24 protein-coding genes and 1 other RNA gene are annotated in these 24,427 nt (G+C 67.1%); 18 read left to right on the forward strand and 7 right to left on the reverse strand.

All coding sequences use genetic code 11. From position 1 onward, the window contains the following. Positions 1-20: 20 nt before the first annotated feature. Positions 21-470, reverse strand: a complete 450-nt coding sequence (locus tag IP89_RS17390; protein WP_043310895.1) for an EVE domain-containing protein — start codon at positions 468-470, stop codon at positions 21-23. 198 nt (positions 471-668) lie between these two features. On the opposite strand from IP89_RS17390, the gene IP89_RS23760 reads away from it, so the two are divergent. After that, positions 669-800, forward strand: a complete 132-nt coding sequence (locus tag IP89_RS23760; RefSeq protein ID WP_256203160.1) for a hypothetical protein — start codon at positions 669-671, stop codon at positions 798-800. A gap of 36 nt (positions 801-836) precedes the next feature. Here the strand turns inward: IP89_RS23760 and IP89_RS17395 are convergent, their stop codons facing one another. From IP89_RS17395 to IP89_RS17405, 4 genes are all read right to left on the reverse strand, one after another. Then, a complete protein-coding gene (locus tag IP89_RS17395) occupies positions 837-1,436 on the reverse strand; it encodes a 5-formyltetrahydrofolate cyclo-ligase (RefSeq protein WP_043310896.1) in 600 nt (199 codons plus the stop codon). An 8-nt stretch (positions 1,437-1,444) separates the two neighbouring features. Further along, a non-coding RNA gene (ssrS, locus tag IP89_RS23145) (6S RNA) lies at positions 1,445-1,623 on the reverse strand. A 34-nt stretch (positions 1,624-1,657) separates the two neighbouring features. Beyond that, positions 1,658-1,972, reverse strand: a complete 315-nt coding sequence (locus tag IP89_RS17400; RefSeq protein ID WP_043310897.1) for a cell division protein ZapA — start codon at positions 1,970-1,972, stop codon at positions 1,658-1,660. After that, on the reverse strand, positions 1,969-2,178 hold the full coding sequence (locus IP89_RS17405) for a TIGR02449 family protein (RefSeq protein WP_043310898.1): 210 nt from the start codon (positions 2,176-2,178) through the stop codon (positions 1,969-1,971). Before IP89_RS17405 ends, IP89_RS17400 begins: the two co-directional genes overlap by 4 nt. A gap of 145 nt (positions 2,179-2,323) precedes the next feature. On the opposite strand from IP89_RS17405, the gene IP89_RS17410 reads away from it, so the two are divergent. From IP89_RS17410 to gcvP, 10 genes are all read left to right on the forward strand, one after another. Beyond that, positions 2,324-2,884, forward strand: a complete 561-nt coding sequence (locus IP89_RS17410) for a YecA family protein (protein WP_043310899.1) — start codon at positions 2,324-2,326, stop codon at positions 2,882-2,884. A gap of 10 nt (positions 2,885-2,894) precedes the next feature. Then, a complete protein-coding gene (gene pepP / locus IP89_RS17415) occupies positions 2,895-4,229 on the forward strand; it encodes a Xaa-Pro aminopeptidase (RefSeq protein ID WP_043310900.1) in 1,335 nt (444 codons plus the stop codon). A 1-nt stretch (position 4,230) separates the two neighbouring features. Then, positions 4,231-5,415, forward strand: coding sequence for a 2-octaprenyl-6-methoxyphenyl hydroxylase (gene ubiH, locus IP89_RS17420; protein WP_043310901.1), 1,185 nt, complete (start codon positions 4,231-4,233; stop codon positions 5,413-5,415). 9 nt (positions 5,416-5,424) lie between these two features. Continuing rightward, positions 5,425-5,910 carry a DUF4442 domain-containing protein gene (locus IP89_RS17425; RefSeq protein WP_043310902.1) on the forward strand — a complete coding sequence of 162 codons (486 nt, stop codon included), beginning with the start codon at positions 5,425-5,427 and terminating at the stop codon, positions 5,908-5,910. Between the two features lie 9 nt (positions 5,911-5,919). Beyond that, the gene (locus tag IP89_RS17430; RefSeq protein ID WP_043310903.1) at positions 5,920-7,137 is read left to right on the forward strand and encodes a 2-octaprenyl-3-methyl-6-methoxy-1,4-benzoquinol hydroxylase; all 1,218 of its coding nucleotides are present in this window, start codon (positions 5,920-5,922) and stop codon (positions 7,135-7,137) included. 238 nt (positions 7,138-7,375) lie between these two features. Continuing rightward, positions 7,376-8,374 carry an extracellular solute-binding protein gene (locus IP89_RS17435; protein WP_043310904.1) on the forward strand — a complete coding sequence of 333 codons (999 nt, stop codon included), beginning with the start codon at positions 7,376-7,378 and terminating at the stop codon, positions 8,372-8,374. A 40-nt stretch (positions 8,375-8,414) separates the two neighbouring features. Further along, positions 8,415-10,034, forward strand: a complete 1,620-nt coding sequence (locus IP89_RS17440; RefSeq protein ID WP_043310906.1) for an iron ABC transporter permease — start codon at positions 8,415-8,417, stop codon at positions 10,032-10,034. Between the two features lie 165 nt (positions 10,035-10,199). Then, positions 10,200-11,282, forward strand: coding sequence for a glycine cleavage system aminomethyltransferase GcvT (gene gcvT / locus IP89_RS17445; RefSeq protein ID WP_043310907.1), 1,083 nt, complete (start codon positions 10,200-10,202; stop codon positions 11,280-11,282). Positions 11,283-11,366: 84 nt separating this feature from the next. Further along, positions 11,367-11,756 (forward strand): glycine cleavage system protein GcvH, encoded by a 390-nt coding sequence (gene gcvH / locus IP89_RS17450; RefSeq protein WP_043310908.1) that lies wholly within the window; start codon positions 11,367-11,369, stop codon positions 11,754-11,756. 102 nt (positions 11,757-11,858) lie between these two features. Beyond that, a complete protein-coding gene (gene gcvP / locus IP89_RS17455) occupies positions 11,859-14,732 on the forward strand; it encodes an aminomethyl-transferring glycine dehydrogenase (protein ID WP_043310909.1) in 2,874 nt (957 codons plus the stop codon). 65 nt (positions 14,733-14,797) lie between these two features. Here the strand turns inward: gcvP and IP89_RS22825 are convergent, their stop codons facing one another. Continuing rightward, positions 14,798-16,063, reverse strand: a complete 1,266-nt coding sequence (locus IP89_RS22825; protein WP_052081124.1) for a triacylglycerol lipase — start codon at positions 16,061-16,063, stop codon at positions 14,798-14,800. 45 nt (positions 16,064-16,108) lie between these two features. Beyond that, on the reverse strand, positions 16,109-16,423 hold the full coding sequence (locus IP89_RS17465) for a DUF2388 domain-containing protein (protein WP_043310910.1): 315 nt from the start codon (positions 16,421-16,423) through the stop codon (positions 16,109-16,111). 171 nt (positions 16,424-16,594) lie between these two features. On the opposite strand from IP89_RS17465, the gene IP89_RS17470 reads away from it, so the two are divergent. From IP89_RS17470 to IP89_RS17500, 7 genes are all read left to right on the forward strand, one after another. Beyond that, positions 16,595-17,338, forward strand: a complete 744-nt coding sequence (locus tag IP89_RS17470; protein ID WP_043310912.1) for a FadR/GntR family transcriptional regulator — start codon at positions 16,595-16,597, stop codon at positions 17,336-17,338. 392 nt (positions 17,339-17,730) lie between these two features. Next, the gene (gene kdgD / locus IP89_RS17475; protein WP_043310913.1) at positions 17,731-18,642 is read left to right on the forward strand and encodes a 5-dehydro-4-deoxyglucarate dehydratase; all 912 of its coding nucleotides are present in this window, start codon (positions 17,731-17,733) and stop codon (positions 18,640-18,642) included. Positions 18,643-18,661: 19 nt separating this feature from the next. Then, positions 18,662-20,098 (forward strand): aldehyde dehydrogenase family protein, encoded by a 1,437-nt coding sequence (locus IP89_RS17480; protein ID WP_043310914.1) that lies wholly within the window; start codon positions 18,662-18,664, stop codon positions 20,096-20,098. 85 nt (positions 20,099-20,183) lie between these two features. Next, positions 20,184-20,450 carry a hypothetical protein gene (locus IP89_RS17485; protein WP_043310917.1) on the forward strand — a complete coding sequence of 89 codons (267 nt, stop codon included), beginning with the start codon at positions 20,184-20,186 and terminating at the stop codon, positions 20,448-20,450. Between the two features lie 75 nt (positions 20,451-20,525). Continuing rightward, entirely contained in the window at positions 20,526-21,893 is a 1,368-nt protein-coding gene (locus tag IP89_RS17490; RefSeq protein WP_043310918.1) for an MFS transporter, read from the forward strand. Between the two features lie 20 nt (positions 21,894-21,913). After that, positions 21,914-23,470: a galactarate dehydratase gene (gene garD / locus IP89_RS17495; protein ID WP_043310920.1), complete on the forward strand. Its 1,557-nt coding sequence runs from the start codon at positions 21,914-21,916 to the stop codon at positions 23,468-23,470. 18 nt (positions 23,471-23,488) lie between these two features. Next, complete coding sequence (locus IP89_RS17500) at positions 23,489-24,427, forward strand: 2-hydroxyacid dehydrogenase (protein ID WP_043310921.1); 939 nt, start codon at positions 23,489-23,491, stop codon at positions 24,425-24,427.

A 24,427-nucleotide genomic window follows, 5' to 3' on the forward strand; every position in this document is an offset into this window, starting at 1 on the left:
AGCACAGTGCCGCCGGCGACTCAACGCAGGGCGAGGATGGCTTCCCATTCGGCGTCGCTGACCGGCATCACCGACAGGCGGCTGCCCTTCTGCACCAGGGCCAGGTCGGCCAGCTCCGGTGCGCTGCGCAGGCGTGCCAGCGGTAGCACCTTGGGGAAGGCTTCGACGAACTCGACGTCCAGGGCACTCCAGGGATTCTTCTCGTGGCTGGCCTTGGCGTCGAAGTAGTGGCTGTTCGGGTCCAGGGCAGTGGGGTCGGGGTAGGTCGGCCCGGCGATCCGCGCGATGCCGGCGATGCCCGGCTCCGGGCAGCTGGAGTGATAGAAGAAGAACAGTTCGCCGACCTGCATGCTGCGCATGAAGTTGCGCGCCTGGTAATTGCGTACGCCGTCCCAGCGCGCCTGGCCGAGTTTTTTCAGGTGGGTGATGGAGAGTTCGTCGGGTTCCGATTTCATCAGCCAATGAGGCATGAACTTTGCTCCTTTTTGCCGGTCTTTGCGCGGGACTGAAAATCGTTCTGCTGCTGACTGCCGGATGGCGTCAAAAAATGTGTGGGTCTTCACCGCTTCATGGCGGCCGATGGCCCAGGCTAGGCGCCGCCGTAACGGCCAATAAGAAAACCGCCACCGGTAACGAAGAGCAGTATGCCGAAAGGGGGAGGCAACTCGATGAAACGCAAGCCCGATTTATTGTGGGTTCTGGTCATTCTGTTCAGCCTGGGGATGGTTACCACAGGTTACACCCAGGGTCTCTGGGATCGTCAGGGCAATCCGCCTGCGGTAACTCAGAGCCAGCAATGACCCGCCGTTGATGTCGTCGCAGGGAGCGCGACGGCCTCAGCCATACCAGCGCCGGTCGGTCACCACCGCACCGAGCCGCACATCCCAGCTGGCCAGGTCCAGTCGATCCACCTGCTGACACTCGTGAGCGACGCCGAGAAGCGTCGGCTTGTGCCATTTTTTGCGCAATTGCCGGTAGGCCAGGCTGCGGTCATAGAAACCGCCGCCCATGCCCAGGCGCCCGCCATACAAATCGAAACCCACCAGCGGCAGCAGCACCAGATCCAGTGCCCAGGCCTTGCGCTGGCGTGCCGGGTTGGCCTTCGGTTCGTCGATGCGGAAGCGGTTGCGCGCCATCTCTTCGTGCATGTGCACGCGCTGGAATCTCATTCTGGTGCGGGGCCAGGCGCTGAGTACCGGCAGGTAGGTGGCCTTGCCGCGGCGCTGGGCCTCGCGCAGCAGTGGGCGCGGGTCGATCTCGCCGTCGTTGGGCAGGTACAGGGCGATGTGGCGGGCGCGGCGGAACAGCGGATGCTGCGCCAGCTGCCGGTAGAGGCTGCGGGCGGCGCGCTGCTGTTGCAGGGGGGAGAGGTTGCGACGAGCCTGGCGCAATTGGCGGCGGAGCGCCGCGCGGGATAGATCACCGGCCAGGATCATGGAATTCGAGACTCCCCGGGCGTGCCGCTGTCGGGTTAGCCCTTGAACCCGAAAGTTCAAGGTGGAGATTGCAGGAGGCGTTAAGGCTTTCCGTCAGGCGGACATGCACACCGGCCCCACTGGCAACCCCCGAGGTTGTGCGTATCGGCTCAGGGACATCACCGACTGGCCAACACTCCAGGGAGCTGGCGGGCAGTATACCCCATCGAACCGCTCTGCAATCAGATCAATTGGCCATCCGGATCGGCGGCCAGGGCGTTGTCGACCCGATCCAGCAGGTCGCGCACCTTGTCGCGGGTGGCGTTGGCTTCCTGGTCCAGACGCTGCTGCTTGTGCAGCAGGTCGTGGGTGATGTTCAGTGCGGCCATCACCGCGATGCGGTCGGCGCCGATGACTTTGCCGCCCGAGCGGATCTCGCGCATCTTGCCGTCCAGGTAGCGCGCGGCGCTCTCTAGGTTGGCGCGTTCGTCCGCCGGACAGGCGATGCAGTATTCCTTGTCGAGGATATGTACGGTGACGGTGTTCGACTGGGTCATGAGTCCTGCTCCAGGGCTTTCAGGCGCGAAATCATCGCTTCGACCTTCTGCCGGGCCATTTCGTTCTTCTCGATCAGATGGGCGCGTTCCTCGCGCCAGGCCTTCTCACTGGCCAGCAGGGCACGGTTCTGCGACTTGAGCTGCTCGACACGCTGAATCAATTGTTCAAGCTTGCGTGAGAGGGCTTGCAGTTCGGCGTCTTCCATTGGCTCCACCAAGGCTGTGAGTGGCTGCACTATAAAGGATGCGGGGCGCGGCGGCGACGGCAGCTTCGATGGCTTGGCCGCGCCTGCCGGTGCTAGGATACGGGGCTTCCATTCTAGAGATTGCGCGGTTCAGCGCCTAGTTGCCATGTCCACTTCGAATTCTCCCTACACCGCCTTCGCCGCCCTCCTGGCGAGCACCGGCAAACCCGTTTCCCCCGCCGAGCTGCACGGTCTGCTGCTCGGTCGCAGCTGCGCCGGCGCCGGTTTCGATGCCGAGCCGTGGATCGCCGACGCCGTCGAGCTGCTCGGTAGCGAGCCGGCCGACAACGTGCGTCAGGCCCTGATCGGCCTGCAGGAGATGGTCAAGGGCGAGCTGTCCGGCAGCGACGTCACCGTGGTCCTGCTGCTGCCCGGCGACGACGCGCCGCTGGCCGAGCGCGCTACCGCTCTGGGCCAGTGGTGCCAGGGCTTCCTCGACGGTTTCGGCATGGTGGTCGGCAATGCCGCCCTGAGCGCGGAGGCCATGGAAGTGCTGCAGGACCTCTCGGCGATTTCCCAGGTGCAGAGCGCCCTGGACGAGTCCGAGGACGGCGAGAGCGACTATATGGAAGTGATGGAATACCTGCGCGTGGCGCCCCTGCTGCTGTTCGCCGAGTGCGGCAAAGCCGCTGCGGCACCCGCCACCCCGAAACCTTCCCTGCACTGAGGTCGAGCCCATGGCCAGCATTCCCCGCGCAGAGTACGCCCGCCGGCGCAAGTTGCTGATGGAGCAGATGGAGCCCAACAGCATCGCCATTCTGCCGGCGGCGCCGGTGTATATCCGCAACCGCGACGTCGAGCACGTCTACCGACAGGACAGCGACTTCCAGTACCTCACCGGCTTCCCCGAGCCGGAAGCGGTGCTGGCGCTGATCCCCGGTCGCGAGCACGGCGAGTACGTGCTGTTCTGTCGCGAGCGTGATCCGGAGCGCGAGCTGTGGGACGGCCTGCGTGCTGGCCAGGATGGCGCGGTGGACCAATATGGCGCCGACGATGCCTTCCCCATCGGCGATATCGACGACATCCTGCCGGGTCTGATCGAGGGTCGCGAGCGCGTCTACTACGCGATCGGCACCAATCAGGAGTTCGATCACCGGCTGATGGACTGGATCAATGTGATCCGCTCCAAGGCGCGCCAGGGTGCTACGCCGCCCAACGAATTCGTCGCCCTCGACCACCTGCTGCACGACATGCGCCTGTACAAGAGCGCGGCCGAGGCCAAGGTGATGAAGGCGGCCGCCGAGATCAGCTCGCGTGCGCATATCCGCGCCATGCAGGCCAGCCGTGCCGGGCTCTACGAATACCACCTGGAAGCCGAGCTGGACTACGAGTTCCGCAAGGGCGGGGCGAAGATGCCGGCCTACGGCTCGATCGTCGCTGCCGGCAAGAACGCCTGCATCCTGCACTACCGCGAGAACGACGCGGCGCTGCGCGACGGCGACCTGGTGCTGATCGACGCCGGCTGCGAGATCGACTGCTACGCCAGCGACATCACCCGCACCTTCCCGGTCAACGGCAAGTTCTCGCCCGAGCAGAAGGCCATCTACGAGCTGGTGCTCAAGGCCAACGAAGAGGCGTTCAAGCACATCGCGCCGGGCAAGCACTGGAACGAGGCGCATGAGGCCACCGTACAGGTGATCACCGCCGGCTTGGTGGAGCTGGGCCTGCTTGAGGGCGATGTCGAGGAGCTGATCGCCGCCGAGGCCTACAAACCCTTCTATATGCACCGCGCCGGCCACTGGCTGGGCATGGACGTGCACGACGTCGGCGACTACAAGGTTGGCGGCGAGTGGCGTGTGCTGGAGCCGGGTATGAGCATGACCGTCGAGCCGGGCATCTACATCGCCACCGACAACGACAAGGTGGCGAAGAAGTGGCGCGGCATCGGCGTGCGCATCGAGGATGACGTGCTGGTGACCAAGACCGGCTGCGAAGTCATCACCACCGGTGTGCCCAAGTCCGTGGCCGAGATCGAGGCGCTGATGGCCGCCGCTCGCGAGCAGGCTGCCTGAGTTGAGCCGCGTGCAACTGGCCATCGTCGGTGGTGGTCTTGTCGGTGCGAGCCTGGCCCTGGCCCTGCAGGCCGGGGCGCGGGCCCGTGGCTGGCGCATCGTGCTGGTCGAGCCTTTCGCCCCCGGCAATGCTTGGCAGCCGAGTTACGACGCGCGCTCCAGCGCCATTTCCTACGGCAGTCGGCAGATCTTCGAACGCCTCGGCCTATGGCCGGCGTTGGCCGAGCGCGCCGAGGCCATCAGCCAGATCCAGGTCTCCGACAAGGGCCGCTTCGGCGCCACCCGCCTGAGCGCGGAAGATGAGGGCGTGCCGGCCCTCGGCTATGTGCTGGAGAACGCCTGGATGGGCCACTGCCTGTGGAAGGCCCTGGACCCCGAAGTGGTCGAGTGGCGCTGCCCGGCGGAAGTGGCGCGTCTAGAGACCCTGGACGACGGCTATCGCCTGCATCTGAATGATGACTCCAGCCTCGACTGCGACCTGGCCGTGCTGGCCGACGGTGGCCGTTCTGGACTGCGCGAGCAGCTCGGTATCGCCGTGCGTCATACGCCCTACGAGCAGTGCGCGCTGATCGCCAATATCAGCCCGGCCGAGCCGCATGGCGGCCAGGCCTTCGAGCGTTTCACCGAGCAGGGCCCGCTGGCTCTGCTGCCGTTGCCGGACGAGCGCTGCGCGCTGGTCTGGACCCGCCCGCCGGTGGATGCCGAGCGCCTGCAGGCACTGCCCGACCGCGCCTTTCTCGGCGAGCTGCAGCAGGCCTTCGGCTATCGCCTCGGCGCCCTGCGCCAGGTCGGCGCGCGGCATGTCTACCCGCTGGCGCTGGTCGAGGCCACCGAGCAGGTGCGCCCGCACCTGGTGATCCTCGGCAATGCCGCGCACAGCCTGCACCCGGTGGCGGGGCAGGGCTTCAACCTGTCGCTGCGCGATGCTCTGGCCCTCGCCGAGAGCCTGCTGGAGAGCACTACCAGCCCCGGCGACTTCGCCGTGCTGCAGCGTTATCTGCAGCGCCAGCGCCAGGACCAGGCGCTGACCGTCGGCTTCTCCGACGGCGTTACCCGTCTGTTCGGCCGTGGCGAATCGCTGCTGGTGGCCGGGCGCACCCTCGGCCTGCTCGGCCTCGACCTCTTGCCACCGGCCAAGCGCTGGTTTGCCCGCCAGGCCATGGGCCTGGGAACTCGTAGTCTGTGAGTCTGTTTGATGAGTGATCCAAAACTGGCGCGCCGCGCCCGCCTGCTGCGTATCGGCCTGAATTTCTACCCGCCCTATATCGGCGCCGGCATCCGCGTGCAGCAGATCAGCCCGGACTGCCGCCATGCGCGGGTGAAGATGGCCCTGCGCTGGTACAACCGCAACTTCGTCGGCACCCAGTTCGGCGGTTCGCTGTACAGCATGGTCGACCCCTTCTACATGCTGCTGCTGATGCCGCTGCTGGGTGACGACTACATCGTCTGGGACAAGGCCGCCAGCATCGACTTCGTCAGCCCCGGCAAGGGCCCGGTGTATGCCGATTTCCGTATCGACGACGCCCTGCTGACAGAGATTCGCGACAAGACCGCCGGCGGCGACAAGTACCTGCCGCAGCTGCACGTGGAAATCCGCGACGGCGATGGCACCCTGGTCGCCACCGCACACAAGACCCTGTATATCCGTCTCAAGCCGCGCGCGCGGCCGGCCGTGGCCTAAGGAAGCGAGATGCAAGCGGACCTGATCATCGTTGGTGCCGGCATGGTCGGCAGCGCACTGGCTCTGGCCCTGGAACACAGCGGCCTGGATATCCTGGTGGTCGATGGCAGCCCGCTCAGCGTCAAACCGTTCGACGCGCAGGGCGCCTTCGAACCGCGGGTCAGCGCCCTGTCCGCTGCCAGCCAGCGCATCCTCGAGCGTCTCGGTGTGTGGGATGGCATCGCTGCCCGCCGTGCCTCGGCCTATCGCGACATGCAGGTGTGGGACGGCTCGGGCACCGGCAGCGTGCACTTCGCTGCCGCCAGCGTGCATGCCGAGACCCTCGGCCACATCGTCGAGAACCGCGTGGTGCAGGACGCCCTGCTCGAGCACCTGCACGACAGCCAGACCGGCCTGCTCGGCAATGCTCGTCTGGAACAGCTGCGCCGCTCCGGCGACGGCTGGCTGCTGACCCTGGCCGACGGCCGCGAGCTGCGCGCGCCGCTGCTGGTGGCCGCCGACGGCGCCAACTCGGCGGTGCGCCGCCTGGCCGGCTGCGCCACCCGCGAGTGGGATTACCTGCACCACGCCATCGTCACCAGCGTGCGCTGCGAGCGCTCGCACCAGGCCACCGCCTGGCAGCGCTTCACCGACGACGGCCCGCTGGCCTTCCTGCCGCTCAATCGCCAGGGCGACGATCACTGGTGCTCGATCGTCTGGTCCACCGTGCCGGCCGAGGCCGATCGCCTGATGGCGCTGGACGACGAAGCGTTCCGCCACGCCCTGGGCAAGGCCTTCGAGTGGCGCCTGGGGGCGGTCAGCGCGGTAGACCCACGAGTGTGCATCCCGCTGCGCCAGCGTCACGCCAAGCGCTACGTGGAGAGCGGCCTGGCGCTGATCGGCGACGCCGCCCACAGCATTCACCCGCTGGCCGGGCAGGGCGTCAACCTCGGCTTCCTCGACGCCGCGGTGCTGGCCGAGGTGTTGCTGCACGCGCTTGAGCGTGGCGAGCAGCCCAACGATGTGCGCGTGCTCAGTCGCTACGAGCGGCGGCGCATGCCGCACAACCTGGCGATGATGGCGGCGATGGAGGGCTTCGAACGTCTGTTCCAGGCCGACCCGCTGCCGATCCGCCTGCTGCGCAACAGCGGCCTCAACTGGGTCGACGAGCTGCCGGATGCCAAGGCCCTGTTCGTCCGCCGCGCCCTCGGCCTGGTGGGTGATCTGCCTCCATTGGCGCAGCCCTGAACCCGCTCGAAGTCTGCTGCGCGTCGGCCAAGCGGCGTTGAAAGCAGTCTCGGACTGCTCATTTACGCTCTGTAAACTCCGCGTCCTCGACCGCTTTCGCCACCACCTTGCTCTAGCTCGCAAGACTTCGAACGGGTTCTGAGGGGGCGCGGAAACACCACGACATAAAGATCGGCAGAGCTCTCGGTTGCGAGTCACTATCATTTGTGGCCCTTCCGTAGTCACGAGAGCATTCGTCATGTCCCTATCCCGTAGCCTGCTCGCCGTCCTCGCGCTGGGCGCCGCCGGCTCCGCCTCGGCCGCCGAGGAAGTGGTGGTGTACTCCTCGCGTATCGACGAGCTGATCAAGCCGGTGTTCGATGCCTACACCGCCAAGACCGGAGTGAACATCAAGTTCATCACCGACAAGGAGGCCCCGCTGATGCAGCGGATCAAGGCCGAGGGCGACAACGGCGTGGCCGACCTGCTGATCACCGTGGACGCCGGCAACCTCTGGCAAGCTGAGCAGATGGGCATCCTGCAGCCCTTCACCTCGCCGGTGATCGACGCCAACATCCCGTCCCAGTATCGCGCCAGCAGTCATGCCTGGACCGGCCTGTCGCTGCGTGCGCGGACCATCGTCTACTCCACCGAGCGCGTGCAGCCCAGCGAGCTGTCCACCTACGAGGCGCTGGCCGGTCCGGAGTGGGAAGGTCGTCTGTGCCTGCGCACCAGCAAGAAGGTCTACAACCAGTCGCTGACCGCCACCCTGATCGAGGCTCATGGCGAGCAGAAGGCCGGCGAGATCCTCCAGGGCTGGGTCAACAACCTGGCCACCGACGTGTTCGCCGACGACAACTCGGTGGTGCAGGCGGTGGATGCCGGGCAGTGCGACGTCGGCATCGTCAACACCTACTACTACGGGCGCCTGCACAAGGCTAACCCACAGCTGCGCGCCAAGCTGTTCTGGCCTAACCAGAATGACCGCGGCGTGCACGTCAACCTCTCCGGCGTCGGTCTGACCAAGCACGCGCCGAACCCGGAAGCGGCGAAGAAGTTGGTGGAGTGGATGACCACGCCCGAGGCCCAGGGCCTGTTCGCCGAGATCAACCAGGAATTCCCGGCCAACCCGGCAGTGCCGCCGTCCGCCGAGGTCGCGGCCTGGGGTTCGTTCAAGGTCGACAGCATCCCGGTGGAGATCGCCGGCAAGCGCCAGGCCGAGGCTATTCGCCTGATGGACCGCGCCGGCTGGCATTGATCCGCCATCGCGTTGCCTTTTCCGCCCGCCAGGAGTTCGCGTGGCTCATCCCGTTCAGCGCCGCTGGTATCCCATCGCTTTCGCCATCGCCGCCCTGGTGCTGCTGCCGCTGTCGGTGCTGGCGCTGTCCTGGCAGGAAGTCGACGGGCAGATTTGGACGCACCTGTGGGACACGCAGATGCCGCGCCTGCTCGGCAACACCCTGGTGCTGGTGCTTGGCGTTGGCATCGGCGTGACCCTGCTCGGGGTCAGTCTGGCCTGGCTCACCAGCCTCTGCGAATTCCCCGGCCGGCGCTGGTTGGACTGGGCGCTGATGCTGCCCTTTGCCATCCCGGCCTATGTGCTGGCCTTCGTTTTCATTGGCCTGTTCGACTTCTCGGGGCCGGTGCAGAGCCTGCTGCGCGAGTGGTTTGGCACGGGCATCCGTTTTCCTCGGGTGCGCTCCACCGGCGGGGTGATCGCCGTGCTGGTGCTGGTGTTCTATCCCTATGTCTACCTGCTCGCGCGCGGCGCCTTCCTGGCCCAGGGGCGTGGCCTGATGGAAGCGGCGCGGGTGCTCGGCCAGTCGCCCTGGCAGGCGTTCTGGCGCGTGGCCCTGCCGATGGCCTGGCCGGCCATTGGCGCCGGGCTGGCCCTGGCGATCATGGAGACCCTGGCCGATTTCGGAGCGGTGGCGGTGTTCAACTTCGACACCTTCACCACCGCCATCTACAAGACCTGGTACGGCTTCTACAGCCTGTCCGGCGCAACCCAGCTGGCCAGCCTGCTGCTGCTCGCCGTGCTGCTGGTGCTCTACGGCGAGCGCCGCGCCCGTGGCGCCAGCCGCCCGGCCAGCGAGCGTCCGCGCGGCCAGGCGCTGTACCGTCTGCGTGGCTGGAAGGCCGCCGCTGCCAGCGCCTGGTGCGGCCTGGTGTTCGTCTGCGCCTTCGTGGTGCCGCTGCTGCAGCTACTGGCCTGGTTCTGGCAGCGCGGCCGCTTCGATCTCGACGAGCGCTACACCGCTCTGATCCTGCATACCCTGAGCCTCGGCGCCCTGGCCGCGCTGATCACCGTAGCGGTGGCATTGCTGCTGGCTTTCGCTCGTCGCCAGGCGCCGACCCGGTCGATCCGCAGCGCGGTGAGCCTGGCCAACCTCGGCTATGCGCTGCCCGGCTCGGTGCTGGCGGTGTCGATCATGCTGGCCTTCAGCTTCCTCGATCGCGAGCTGGTGATCCCGCTGTCCACCTGGCTCGGCGGCGCCGGCAAACCGCTGCTGCTGGGCAGCCTGGCGGCGCTGCTGCTGGCCTATCTGGTGCGTTTCATGGCGGTGGCCTACGGCCCGCTGGAAGGCAGCCTGGCGCGTATCCGCCCGTCGCTGCCGCAGGCCGCGCGCAGCCTTGGCGTCGGCGGGCCGGCGCTGTTCCTGCGCGTCTATTTGCCGCTGCTGGTGCCGGGCTCGCTGTCCGCCGCGCTGCTGGTGTTCGTCGATGTGCTCAAGGAAATGCCGGCCACGCTGCTGATGCGCCCCTTCGGCTGGGACACCCTGGCGGTACGCATTTTCGAGATGACCAGCGAGGGCGAATGGGCCCGCGCCGCGCTGCCCGCGCTGACCCTGGTGCTGGTCGGCCTGCTGCCGGTGATCGTGCTGATTCGCCGCTCCGCCAGGCTGCCCGGGCACTGATCTGACCTGTCCTGGGAGTCAGGAAATTCGCGGGCTGCGCACGATGACCGGTTGGTCGGAGTGCGAGGTGACCAGTCGCATTAGCGGGGCTACAATGCGCGCCTGCTGACGCAGCCGTCCATGTGCTCGTGCCCACCAGGGCAGAGCCAAATCAAGGAGTTATCCATGGGACAGCGTACACCCCTGTATGAACAGCATCTGGCGCTGGGCGCCAAGATGGTCGATTTCGGCGGCTGGGATATGCCGCTGCACTACGGTTCCCAGGTCGAGGAGCACCATCAGGTGCGCCGCGACTGCGGCGTGTTCGATGTTTCCCACATGACCGTGGTCGACATCACCGGTGCCCAGGCCAAGGCCTGGCTGCAGCACCTGCTGGCCAACGACGTCGAACGTCTGAAGACGCCGGGCAAAGCGCTGTACAGCGGCATGCTCAACGAGCGTGGCGGCGTGGTCGACGACCTCATCGTGTATGTCACCGACTACGGCTATCGCATGGTGGTCAACGCCGCCACCCGCGACAAGGACCTGGCCTGGATGCAGGCGCAGACCGCCGGCTTCGACGTCACCCTGAGCGAGCGCGCCGAGCTGGCCATGCTCGCCATCCAGGGCCCCAATGCCCGTGCCAAGGTCGCCGACCTGCTCAGCCAGGCGCGCGCCGCGCTGATCCACGAACTCAAGGTGTTCCAGGGCCTGCCGGAAGGCGACTGGTTCATCGCCCGCACCGGCTACACCGGTGAAGACGGCCTGGAAATCATGCTGCCGGCCTCGGAAGCCCCGGGCTTCCTCAGCGACCTGGTCGGCGCCGGCATCGCCCCGATCGGCCTGGGCGCGCGTGACACCCTGCGTCTGGAGGCCGGCATGAACCTGTACGGCCAGGACATGGACGAAGACACCTCGCCGCTGGCCGCCAACATGGCCTGGACCATCGCCTGGGAGCCGAGCGAGCGCCAGTTCGTCGGCCGCAGCGCCCTGGAAACCCAGCGCGCCGCCGGCAACCAGCCCAAGCTGGTCGGCCTGGTGTTGGAGGAGCGCGGCGTGCTGCGCGCCCACCAGGTGGTGCGCGTCGAGGGCGTGGGTGAGGGTGAGATCACCAGCGGCAGCTTCTCGCCGACCCTGAACAAGTCGATCGCCCTGGCCCGCGTGCCGGCCGCCACCGGCGACCGCGCCGAGGTGGAAATCCGCGGCAAGTGGTATCCGGTACGGGTCGTGCAAGCGAACTTCGTCCGCAACGGCAAGGCCGTCATCTGATTCGAACGGCGCGGGGCAGAGCCCGCGCCACCTGCTAAATTTTCCGGGCGGACGTTCCGCCCACCGATTCCGAGGATTACAACAATGAGCAATATCCCCGCCGATCTGCGTTACGTCGCCAGCCACGAGTGGATCCGCCTGGAGGCCGACGGTTCGGTCACCATCGGCATCACCGATCACGCTCAGGAAGCCCTGGGTGACGTGGTCTACGTCGAGCTGCCGGAAGTCGGCAAGCAACTGGCCACCGGCCAGGAAGCCGGCGTGGTGGAATCGGTGAAGGCCGCTTCCGACATCTACGCGCCGATCGCCGGTGAAGTCCTCGCCGTCAACGAAGCCCTGGCCGACGCTCCCGAGCAGGTCAACGGCGAGCCCTACAGCGCCTGGTTCTTCAAGCTGCAGCCGAGCAACCCGGCCGAGCTGGAATCCCTGCTCGACGCCGCCGGCTACCAGGCCGTCTGCTCCGCCGATGCCTGAGGCTGACGGCCGCGCCTAGCGCGCGGCCTGCCGCCGAGTCTCACGAATTCCGCTGTCGAGCCTCGATCCGTCGAGGCTCTGTCATTTTCCGAGAGCCCCGCTATGTCCACGCCCCGTCTCGATCAACTGCAACAGCCCGATGCCTTCCTCCGCCGCCACCTCGGCCCCGATGCCCGCGAGGAGCAGGCCATGCTCGACGCGCTCGGCCTGGCCAGCCGCGAAGAGCTGATCGTGCAGACCGTGCCGCCGGCCATCCGCCTCAATCGTGAGCTGGATCTGCCGGCCGCGCTGGACGAGCAGGGCGCCCTGGCCAAGCTCAAGGGCTATGCCGAGCAGAACCAGCTGTGGACCAGCCTGATCGGCATGGGTTACCACGGCACCATCACCCCGACCGTGATCCTGCGTAACCTGCTGGAGAACCCGGGCTGGTACACCGCCTACACCCCCTACCAGCCGGAAATCGCCCAGGGTCGCCTGGAGTCGCTGCTGAACTTCCAACAGCTGACCATCGACCTGACCGGTCTCGACCTGGCCAGCGCCTCGCTGCTCGACGAAGCCACCGCCGCCGGCGAGGCCATGGCCCTGGCCAAGCGCGTGGCCAAGTCGAAGAGCAACCTGTTCTTCATCGACGAGAACAGCCACCCGCAGACCATCTCGGTGGTGCAGACCCGCGCCGAAGGCTTCGGCATCGAGGTCAAGGTCGGTGCGCTGGAAGAGCTGGCCGGCCTGGAAGTGTTCGGCGCCCTGCTGCAGTACCCGGACACCCACGGCGAAATTCGTGACATCAAGCCGCTGATCGAGCAGCTGCACGCGCAGAACGCCCTGGCCTGCGTGGCCACCGACCTGCTCAGCCTGCTGCTGCTGACCCCGCCGGGCGAACTGGGCGCCGACGTGGTGTTCGGCTCGGCCCAGCGCTTCGGCGTGCCGATGGGCTACGGTGGCCCGCACGCAGCGTTCTTCGCCACCCGTGACGCCTTCAAGCGCGCCATGCCCGGCCGCATCATCGGCGTGTCCAAGGACGCCCGTGGCAACACCGCGCTGCGCATGGCCCTGCAGACCCGCGAGCAGCACATCCGCCGCGAGAAGGCCAACTCCAACATCTGTACCTCGCAGGTGCTGCTGGCCAACATGGCCAGCTGCTACGCCGTGTACCACGGCCCACAGGGCCTCAAGCGCATAGCCCAGCGCGTACACCGCCTGACCGCCGTGCTGGCCGCCGGCCTGGAACAGAAGGGCGTCAAGCGCGACAACCAGCACTTCTTCGATACCCTGACCCTGGATGTCGGCGGCATGCAGACCGCCATCATCGAGTCGGCCAAGGCCGCGCGCATCAACCTGCGCATCCTCGGTCGCGGCAAGCTGGGCGTCAGCCTGGACGAGACCTGCTCGGCGCAGACCGTCGAGCAGCTGCTGAGCATCTTCCTCGGCGCCGACCACGGCCTGTCCATCGCCGAGCTGGATGCCGGCCTGGTCAATGACGGTATCCCGGCCGCGCTGCAGCGCACCTCCGGCTACCTGAACCACCCGGTGTTCAACAGCCACCACAGCGAAACCGACATGCTGCGCTACCTCAAGCGCCTGGAGAACAAGGACCTGGCGCTGAACCAGGCCATGATCCCGCTCGGTTCCTGCACCATGAAGCTCAACGCCACCAGCGAGATGATCCCGGTGACCTGGCCCGAGTTCGGCGCCCTGCACCCCTTCGTGCCGCGTGAGCAGGCCGTCGGCTACAAGCTGATGATCGACGAGCTGGAAGCCTGGCTGCGCGCCATCACCGGCTTCGACGCCATCTGCATGCAGCCCAACTCCGGTGCCCAGGGCGAATACGCCGGCCTGCTGGCGATCCGCAAGTACCACGAGAGCCGCAACGAAGCGCACCGCGACATCTGCCTGATCCCGGCCTCGGCCCACGGCACCAACCCGGCTACCGCGCAGATGCTGAGCATGCGTGTGGTGGTAGTGGAGTGCGACGCCGCCGGCAACGTCGACATGGACGACCTCAAGGCCAAGGCTGGCGAAGCCGGCGACAAGCTGGCCTGCCTGATGATCACCTACCCGTCGACCCACGGCGTGTACGAGGAAGGCATCCGCGAGATCTGCGAGGTCATCCACAGCTTCGGCGGCCAGGTCTACATGGACGGCGCCAACCTCAACGCCCAGGTCGGCCTGGCGCGTCCGGCCGACATCGGCGCCGACGTGTCGCACATGAACCTGCACAAGACCTTCTGCATCCCGCACGGCGGTGGCGGCCCGGGCATGGGGCCGATCGGTGTGCGCGCCCACCTGGCGCCGTTCGTGGCCAACCACCCGGTGGTCGAGCTGCAGGGCCCGCAGCCGGAGAACACCGCGGTCAGTGCCGCACCCTGGGGCAGCGCGAGCATCCTGCCGATCAGCTGGATGTACATCGCCATGATGGGCCCGCAGCTGGCCGACGCCACCGAGACCGCGATCCTCAACGCCAACTACCTGGCCAGCCAGCTCAAGGGCGCCTTCCCGGTGCTCTACAGCGGCCGTAACGACCGCGTCGCGCACGAGTGCATCCTCGACCTGCGTCCGCTCAAGGCCGAGACCGGTATCAGCGAGGAAGACGTGGCCAAGCGCCTGATGGACTATGGCTTCCACGCGCCGACCATGAGCTTCCCGGTACCGGGCACGCTGATGATCGAACCGACCGAGAGCGAGTCCAAGGAAGAGCTGGATCGCTTCATCGAGGCGATGCTGAGCATCCGCGCCGAGATCGCCAAGGTCGGCAACGGCGAGTGGCCGGCGGAGAACAACCCGCTGAAGAACGCGCCGCACACCCTGGCCGACGTCACTGGCGTATGGGAGCGTCCGTACAGCATCGCCGAGGCGGTGACTCCGTCTGCCCACACCCTGGCGCACAAGTACTGGCCGGCGGTGAACCGCGTGGACAACGTCTACGGCGACCGCAATCTGTTCTGTGCCTGCGTGCCGATGGACGACTACCGCGAGTAATTCGCGCGCTGACAAGGCCGCCCTCGGGCGGCCTTGTCGTTTCTGCTGCAAGCGTTGCGTGTGGCTCAGGGCCGACAGCCGTCCTCGGGCAGCGAGTCTAGCGCCCGCTGCAGCAGTAGCTGGCTGCGCGCGCTGGCGAGGATACTGGTGTGGTTCTCCTCCAGCAGGTACAGGCGCTCGGCCTCGTCCTGGGCGGCCGGCAGCAGCTCGCTGGCCAGCGGCACGGTGCCGTCGTTGGGTTCGGCGATCATCCGGCTGTTGCCGGCGTAGCTGACCAGTTGCCATTGGCGGATATGTGCCGGCAAGGGCTCGGCGAACAGCGTCTGCAGGTAGCTGCTGCCGGGCGACATGTCGCGCCACACCGGCACATCCACCGGCACCCGCGACACCCCGGTAGCGGCCGAGGGGTGGCCGCCCCAGGGCGTGGCCAGGGTCAGGAACAGGCACAGGCGCTCGTCACCACCACCCGGCGCCAATAACTGCACGGTGCGCCTGGCGACCAGGCCGCCCATGCTGTGGGCGAACAGATGCAGACGCTCGGGTTTGAGGCGCAGCTGCACATCGCGCAGCCCCTCGCTGAGCAGGTAGGCGCTGTTGTTCAGCGGCAGGCCGCTAGGGTAGTGGAACAGCAGCAGCTGGAAGCGCTCGCGGTCGATGCTGGCGGCCAGCTCGCGCCACACGGTCGGCGAGCTATTGATGCCGTGCACCAGCACGATTGGTTCCTTGTCGTCGTCCCAGGGCTCCAGCAGGTACAGGCCGTAACCGACCTCGCTGAGGAAATCCAGCGGCTGCCAGGCGCCCTGCTGGGTGCGCTGCGCGGAGAAGCGCGGGTCGTCGAAGTCCACCACCTGCAGATAGTTGTGCCGCGCGCGTGGCAGGTCGCGGTACAGGCGCTCTAGGCTCAGGTCCAGTTCGGGCAGGGGCGTATCGTCGGCCAGGCTCGGGCTGAGGTGATTGAGCTGGGCCAGCGCCGCGCGCTGCTCTGCGCTCGGCTGCACCTGGAAGGGCGCGCTGCGCGGCTGCGGCAGCCAGTGCCGAGGCTCATCGGGGTCCAGGCGCAGGTTGCCGTTGAGGTCTTCGAAGGCCAGCAGCTGGTAGTCGTCGGCCGCCACGCTGAAGTAAAACAGCCCGCCGGGCTGCACGCTGCGGTAGGCGCGCAGCTCATCCCCGGCGAACAGCGCGACCAGCGCCTGCTGCGGCGCCTGGGCGTCGAGCTGGCCGGGAATCAGGATCTGCGTGCGCTGCGCCGTCTTCATCTGCCGGTCCAGCGCGAGAAACTGACAACCGCCCAGCAGTCCGGCCAGCAGCGCTAGCCACAGCAACCTCATCATCCCTGTTCTCCAGCCGTGGTCGACGGCTGGAGTCTAGCCGCTGCGTTACTGCTGCGGGCTGACCTGCAGCAGCAGGGCTTCGGCCAGTGCCTGGTCGCTGGCCTGAAGCTGTGGATTGTCGCTGCGGATCTTCTGCAGCGCGGCCTCCAGGTGTGCGCCGCGGATCTGCCCGCCACTGGCGACGAAGGCGCTGGCGTCGTCGCGGGTCGCCACCAGCTGCTTGTTGTCCTTGAAGGTGACGTAGGTGGAGGCGGTGGTGGCGCCGGAGGACAGCACGTCACGCCAGAAGCCGGCATCGGCCATGGCGGCGGCGGGCAGGGCGGACACGGCGAGTGCACTCACGAGAATGAAGGGACGCATGGGCATGGCTCCTGTAGCGATGGCCTATGGATGTGGAAAGCCAAGCGCCGCGCCGAGTTCGATATTTTCCGCCTCGCCCCGTCGTCCGCTTCGGGGCGGATGGTGGAAAGTGTCATCGTACAACTGCCTGGGATATGATGGCGCGGTTGCCAGCAGAGACCGACTCGACCCATGGAACCGATCAATACCCCACCGCGCGCGCGCCGCAAGCAGCGCAGTCTGGCCCAGGAACTGGTCAGCGAGCTGTCGCAGCAGATCAGCGACGGGGTGTTCAAGCGTGGCGAGAAGCTGCCGACCGAGTCGGCGATCATGGAGGCCCAGGGCGTGAGCCGCACCGTGGTGCGCGAGGCCATCTCGCGGCTGCAGGCTGCCGGCCTGGTCGAGACCCGCCACGGCATCGGCACCTTCGTCCTGGATACACCGACGCCGGGCTTCCGCATCGATCCGGCCACCGTGGTCACCCTGCGCGAGGTGATCGCCCTGCTCGAGCTGCGCATCAGCCTCGAGGTGGAGTCCGCCGGCCTGGCTGCGGCACGTCGCACGCCGGAGCAGCTGGCGGCCATGCGTGCGGCGCTGGACAGCTTCCTGCGTGCGGCGCACCGCAGCGACGCGGTGTCGTCCGACTTCCAGTTCCACCTGCAGATCGCCATCGCCACCGGCAATCGCTACTTCACCGACATCATGACCCACCTGGGCACCAGCATCATTCCGCGCACGCGGCTGAACTCGGCGCGCCTGGCGCATGACGACGAGAAGCACTACCTGGCCCGCCTCAGTCGCGAGCACGAGGATATCTACGAGGCCATCGCCCGCCAGGATGCCGATGCCGCGCGCGCGGCCATGCGCCTGCACCTGACCAACAGCCGCGAGCGGCTGCGCCAGGCCCACGAGGAAGCGGAGCAGCAGCAAGCCTGAGGCTTGCCGGCCGGGCGTCGAGCCCGGTTGAGCGTGATCCTTCATACCTCTCGAGCATTACCCGCACCTGCCAAGACAGTGTGCGGGCGGCGAGCTTTTGTCATCGTACAACTTGTAGCGAATGGCGGGCTTGGCGCTGTAGCCCGTCAACCTGACTAAAGTCGTAGTCCGGTACCGTTCGGCGGCCGCTATCATCCGTGCAGGCCAATGAATACGTGCGTGCAAGCCCATTCTTGAGCGATTTTTTGCGATTGCAAAGGCCAGGCGAGCGCACCGTTCGGCGGTCGAAGGCGGGGAGGGTGGTTGGCAATCTTGTAAGTTGTACGATAACGTATCTCTCAGATCGCCCCAGGCGACTTTCTCCCCAACGGTTTTATCAGGGTGTTCGAATAATGAATCCACAAGAACTCAAGTCCATCCTCTCGTCCGGCCTGCTGTCCTTCCCGGTCACTGACTTCGATGCTGCCGGCAATTTCCATCAGGCGGGCTACGTGCGTCGCCTGGAGTGGCTGGCGCCCTACGGCGCTTCCGCCCTGTTCGCCGCCGGTGGTACCGGCGAATTCTTCTCGCTGGATAACCGCGAGTACAGCCAGATCATCAAGACTGCCGTGGACACCTGCGAGAAGTCGGTGCCGATCCTCGCCGGCGTCGGCGGTCCGACCCGCGTCGCCATCCAGATGGCGCAAGAGGCCGAGCGCCTGGGTGCCAAGGGCCTGCTGCTGCTGCCGCACTATCTGACCGAAGCCAGCCAGGACGGCGTTGCCGCCCACGTCGAGCAGGTGTGCAAGGCGGTCAACATCGGTGTGGTGGTATACAACCGCAACGTCTGCCGCCTGACCCCGGCGCTGCTGGAGCAACTGGCCGAGCGCTGCCCGAACCTGATCGGCTACAAGGACGGTCTGGGCGACATCGAACTGATGGTTTCCATCCGTCGTCGCCTCGGCGACCGCTTCAGCTACCTCGGCGGTCTGCCGACCGCGGAAGTCTACGCCGCTGCCTACAAGGCCCTGGGCGTACCGGTGTACTCCTCGGCGGTATTCAACTTCGTGCCGAAGACCGCCATGGATTTCTACCGCGCCATCGCCGCCGACGACCACGCCACCGTGGGCAAGCTGATCGACGACTTCTTCCTGCCCTACCTGGACATCCGCAACCGCAAGGCCGGCTACGCCGTGAGCATCGTCAAGGCCGGCGCCAAGATCGCCGGTTATGACGCCGGCCCGGTACGTGCGCCGCTGACCGACCTGCAGCCGGAAGAGTTCGAGAAACTCGCCGCGCTGATGGACAAACTCGGCCCGCAGTAAGGCTGCGGCCGACAGGAGAATTCCCGTGCGTTACGACAACTACATAGGCGGCGAATGGGTCGCCGGTGCCGGCTACTCGGCCAACATCAACCCGTCCGACCTCAAGGATGCCATCGGCGAATACGCCCAGGCCGACGCCGCCCAGGTGGCCCAGGCCATCGCCGCGGCTCGCGCCGCGTTCCCGGCCTGGTCGACCTCCGGCATCCAGGCGCGCAGCGATGCGCTGGACAAGGTCGGCAGCGAAATCCTCGCCCGCCGCGAGGAGCTCGGCACCCTGCTGGCGCGCGAGGAGGGCAAGACCCTGCCCGAGGCCATCGGCGAGGTGAGCCGCGCCGGCAACATCTTCAAGTTCTTCGCCGGCGAATGCCTGCGCCTGGCCGGTGAAGTGCTGCCGTCGGTGCGCCCCGGCGTGTCGGTGGAAGTCACCCGCGAGCCGCTGGGCGTGATCGGCCTGATCACTCCGTGGAACTTCCCCATTGCCATTCCGGCGTGGAAGATCGCCCCGGCCCTGGCCTACGGCAACTGCGTGGTGTTCAAGCCGGCCGACCTGGTACCGGGTTGCGCCTGGGCCCTGGCCGAGATCATCTCCCGCGCCGGCTTCCCGGCCGGGGTGTTCAACCTGGTGATGGGCGCCGGCCGCGTGGTCGGCGAGGCCATGGTGGAGAACGCCGCGGTCGACGGCATCAGCTTCACCGGCTCGGTCGGTGTCGGCCGCGCCATCGCCGCCAAGTGCGTGGCCCGTGGCGCCAAGGTGCAGCTGGAAATGGGTGGCAAGAACCCGCAGATCATCCTCGATGACGCCGACCTCAAGACCGCCGTCGAACTGGCCGTGCAGAGCGCCTTCTACTCCACCGGCCAGCGCTGCACCGCCTCCAGCCGCCTGATCGTCACCGCCGGCATCCACGACCGCTTCGTCGAGGCCATGGCCGAGCGCATGAAGTCGATCAAGGTCGGCCACGCGCTCAAGGCTGGCATCGACATCGGTCCGGTGGTGTCCCAGGCCCAGCTCGAGCAGGACCTGCGCTACATCGACATCGGTCAGGGCGAGGGCGCGCGTCTGGTCAGCGGTGGCGGTCTGGTGACCTGCGACACCGAGGGCTACTTCCTGGCGCCGACCCTGTTCGCCGACAGCTCGGCGGACATGCGCATCAGCCGCGAGGAGATCTTCGGCCCGGTGGCCAACGTGGTGCGCGTGGCCGACTACGAGGCGGCGCTGGCCATGGCCAACGACACCGAGTTCGGTCTGTCCGCGGGCATCGCCACCACCTCGCTGAAGTACGCCAACCACTTCAAGCGTCACGCCCAGGCCGGCATGGTCATGGTCAACCTGCCCACTGCCGGGGTCGATTACCACGTGCCGTTCGGTGGTCGCAAAGGCTCGTCCTATGGCCCGCGCGAGCAGGGTCGCTACGCCGCCGAGTTCTACACCACGGTGAAAACCACCTACATCGGCTGATCCACCCCGGCTGGCCATGCCTGTGGCCAGCCGGGTTTTACCCAAGCATTGATCCACTCCCGCACAACAATAAAAGGGAACGGCAATGAACATAGAATCGCGCGCGGTCACGCCGCGCATCGTCGCGGCGCAGGGGCTCCCGTTCAGCGGGCAGCCAGCCCTGCGCGTCAGCTCGCGTGGCGCCCCTGCCGCGCGGCGCATTTCCTTGCGCACGAGCGCCACTCCTGGCGTCGTGCACCTGTCCCCGTCATCCCTATGGATTGGGCTGCCCCTGAACAACGGTCCGGGCGGCAGCGGCATGCCCCTGGCCAACGATTGGAGCTTCAACGAGCGCCCCTGCCTGGTGCGCTGATCGGTCTGGCGCGCGGCCCAGGCCGCAAGCCGGTAGCCTGTATTAACCCCGACAAGAACAAATGGGGAATCAACCATGCAAGATCTCAAGCAGACCCGTGTGCGTTACCTGATCCTGCTCATGCTGTTCCTGGTGACCACGATCAACTATGCCGACCGCGCGACCATCTCCATCGCCGGCTCGAGCATGCAGAAGGACCTCGGCTTCGACGCCGTGACCCTCGGCTACATCTTCTCCGCCTTCGGCTGGGCCTACGTGATCGGGCAGATCCCGGGCGGCTGGCTGCTCGACCGTTTCGGCTCCAAGCGCGTCTATGCTGCGGGCATCTTCATCTGGTCGCTGTTCACCATGCTGCAGGGCTTCGTCGGCGTGATGCCGCTGGCCTGGGCCGTGGTCACCCTGTTCGTCATGCGCTTCCTGGTCGGCTTCGCCGAGGCGCCGTCGTTCCCCGGTAACGCGCGCATCGTCGCGGCCTGGTTCCCCACCGCCGAACGCGGCACCGCCTCGGCCATCTTCAACTCCGCGCAGTACTTCGCCACCGCGCTGTTCGCCCCGCTGATGGGCTGGATCGTCCATGCCTTCGGCTGGGAGCACGTGTTCGTGGTGATGGGCGCGCTGGGCATCGTCTTCTCCGGCATCTGGATGAAGACCATCTACAACCCCAAAGACCATCCACGGATCAATGCCGCCGAACTGGCGCACATCGAGAGCAACGGTGGCCTGGTCGACATGGACCAGAAGAAGGCCGGCGGCGGGCCCAAGTGGAGCTACGTGAAGCAGCTGCTGACCAACCGCATGCTGCTCGGCGTGTACCTGGGCCAGTACTGCATCAACGGCATCACCTACTTCTTCCTCACCTGGTTCCCGGTGTACCTGGTGCAGGAGCGCGGCATGACCATCCTCAAGGCCGGCTTCGTCGCCTCCCTGCCGGCCATCTGCGGCTTCATCGGTGGCGTGCTCGGCGGCCTGATCTCCGACTGGCTGCTGCGCCGTGGCCACTCGCTGACCTTCGCCCGCAAGCTGCCGATCGTGGTCGGCCTGCTGATGTCGACCAGCATGGTGTTCTGCAACTATGTGTCGGCCGAGTGGATGGTCGTCGGCTTCATGAGCCTGGCGTTCTTCGGCAAGGGCATCGGTGCGCTGGGTTGGGCGGTGGTGGCGGACACTTCGCCGAAGCAGATCGCCGGCCTGTCCGGTGGCCTGTTCAACACCTTCGGCAACATCGCCTCGATCACCACGCCGATCGTCATCGGCTACATCATCGCCGCCACTGGCTCGTTCAAGTGGGCCCTGGTGTATGTCGGCGCCAACGCCCTGGTCGCGGTGTTCAGCTACCTGGTGATCGTCGGCAAGATCCAGCGCGTGGAGCTGGACGATGGCCCGAGCCCGCAAGGCACGCCTGAGCCGGCGCCTGGACAGCCGCAGAAGTTGGCCTCGGCCTGAGTTCCTGAGGAGTACGTAACATGCAGTTGATTGCCCATCAGGATTCGCCGCGCTACATCCGCCTGCACCCCGCCGACAACGTCGGTGTGGTGGTCAACGAACAGGGGGTGGCCGCCGGTGGTCGTTTCGCCGATGGCCTGGAAGCCGTCGAGGGGATTCCGCAGAGCCATAAAGTGGCGCTGCTCGACCTCGCCGAGGGTGCCGAGGTGGTGCGCTACGGCGAGGTGATCGGCTATGCCCTGCGATCCATCGCCGCCGGTACCTGGGTCACCGAGGCGCACCTGCGCATGCCCGAGCCGCCGGCGCTGGACAACCTGCCCAAGGCGACCCTGCCGGCGCCCGTGGCCGAGCCCCTCGAAGGCTACAGCTTCGAGGGCTTCCGCAATCCGGACGGCACAGTGGGCACGCGCAACATCCTCGGCGTAACCACCACCGTGCAGTGCGTGGTCGGCGTGCTCGACCACTGCGTGGATCGCGTGCGCAAGGAGATCCTGCCGCGCTACCCGCACGTCGACGACGTGGTCGCCCTGTCGCACAGCTATGGCTGCGGCGTGGCGATCAACGCGCCGGACGCGGTGGTGCCGATCCGCACCCTGTACAACATCAGCCGCAACCCCAACCTGGGTGGCCAGGCGCTGGTGATCGGCCTCGGCTGCGAGAAGCTGCAGGCCAACCAGCTGATGGATGGCGACGCGCTGACCAATGGCATGGACGAGGAGGAGTGGCTGTTCCGCCTGCAGGATTCCGGCAGCGGCTTCAGCGGCATGGTCGAGCAGATCCTGGCGATGATTGAGGAGCGCCTGAAGGTGCTCAACGAGCGCCGCCGCGAGACGGTGCCGGCCAGCGAACTGGTAGTCGGCATGCAGTGCGGCGGCAGCGACGCCTTCTCCGGCATCACCGCCAACCCGGCCCTCGGCGTGGCCGCCGACCTGCTGGTGCGCGCCGGCGCCACCGTGATGTTCTCGGAGAACACCGAGGTGCGCGACGGCATCCACCTGCTCACTCCACGTGCGGCCTCGGTGGAAGTCGCCGACGCGCTGATCCGCGAGATGGACTGGTACGACGCCTACCTGGCACGGGGTATGGCCGACCGCAGCGCCAACACCACGCCAGGCAACAAGAAGGGCGGGCTGAACAACATCGTCGAGAAGGCCATGGGCTCGATCGCCAAGTCCGGCTCCAGCGCCATCGCCGGGGTGGCCTCACCGGGCGAGCGAATTCGCGGCAAGGGCCTGTGGTTCTGCGCCACGCCGGCCAGCGACTTCATCTGCGGCACCCTGCAGATCGCCGCCGGGATGAACCTGCACATCTTCACCACCGGCCGCGGCACGCCCTACGGCCTGTCCATGGTGCCGGTGATCAAGGTCTCGACCCGTACCCAGCTGGCCGAGCGCTGGCCGGACCTGATCGACGTCGACGCCGGGCAGATCACCTCCGGGCGCATGAGCCTGGAGGAGATGGGCTGGCACATCTTCCAGCTCTATCTCGATGTCGCCAGCGGCCGGCAGCAGACCTGGGCCGAACGGCATAAGCTGCACAACGACCTGACCCTGTTCAATCCGGCACCGGTGACCTGAGTCGATCTGGAGACTGCGATGAGTACACCCCGCATCCTGCACCTGGGCCCGCTGAGCGAGCGCTTCAACCGCACTCTGGCCGAGCGCCATGGCGCCGTCGCGCTGTGGCAGCAGGCCGATCCGCAGGCGTTCCTGCGTGAGCATGGCGGCGAGTTCGAGCTGCTGGTGTCGTCGGCGCGCTTCGGCTGCAGCGCCGAGCAGCTGGCCTGCCTGCCGAACCTGAAGGCGATCTGCAGTTTCGGCGTGGGTTATGACCCCTATCCACTGGACCTGCTGCGTGATCGCGGCATTGCCCTCAGCACCACGCCGGACGTGCTCAACGACTGCGTGGCCGACCTGGCTCTGGGGCTGATGATCGATACGGCGCGCCAGCTGGCGGCGGCCGACCGCTTCGTGCGCGGCGGCAGCTGGCTCACCGCTAGTTTCCCGCTGACGCGCAAGGTTAGCGGCAAGAAGCTCGGCATCGTCGGCTACGGTCGCATCGGTCAGGCCATCGCCCGCCGTGCGGAAGGCTTCGATATGTCGGTGCGCTACCACCAGCGCCGCGAGAACCCCAGCAGTGCTCACGGCTACGAGGCGGATCTGCTGGCGCTGGCGCGCTGGGCGGACTTCCTGGTGCTGGCCTGCCCGGGCGGCGCGGCAACCCATCACCTGATCGGCGCCGAGGTGCTCGCTGCGCTGGGCCCGCAGGGCATCCTGGTCAATATCGCTCGCGGCAGCGTGGTCGACCAGGCGGCGCTGGTCGAGGCGCTGCTGGCCGGCACGCTCGGCGGCGCCGGGCTGGATGTGTTCGAGGCCGAGCCTGCGGTGCCCGAGGCGCTGTTCGCCCTGCCCAACGTGGTGCTGTTGCCGCATGTCGGCAGTGGCACCGAGGAGACCCGCCTGCAGATGGAGGAGCTGGTGCTCGCCAACCTGCAGGCCTTCATCGACAAGGGGGAGCTGCTGACGCCGCTCTGA

The sequence above is a fragment of the Pseudomonas sp. ML96 genome, from assembly GCF_000761545.1.
Taxonomy (GTDB): Bacteria; Pseudomonadota; Gammaproteobacteria; order Pseudomonadales; family Pseudomonadaceae; genus Aquipseudomonas.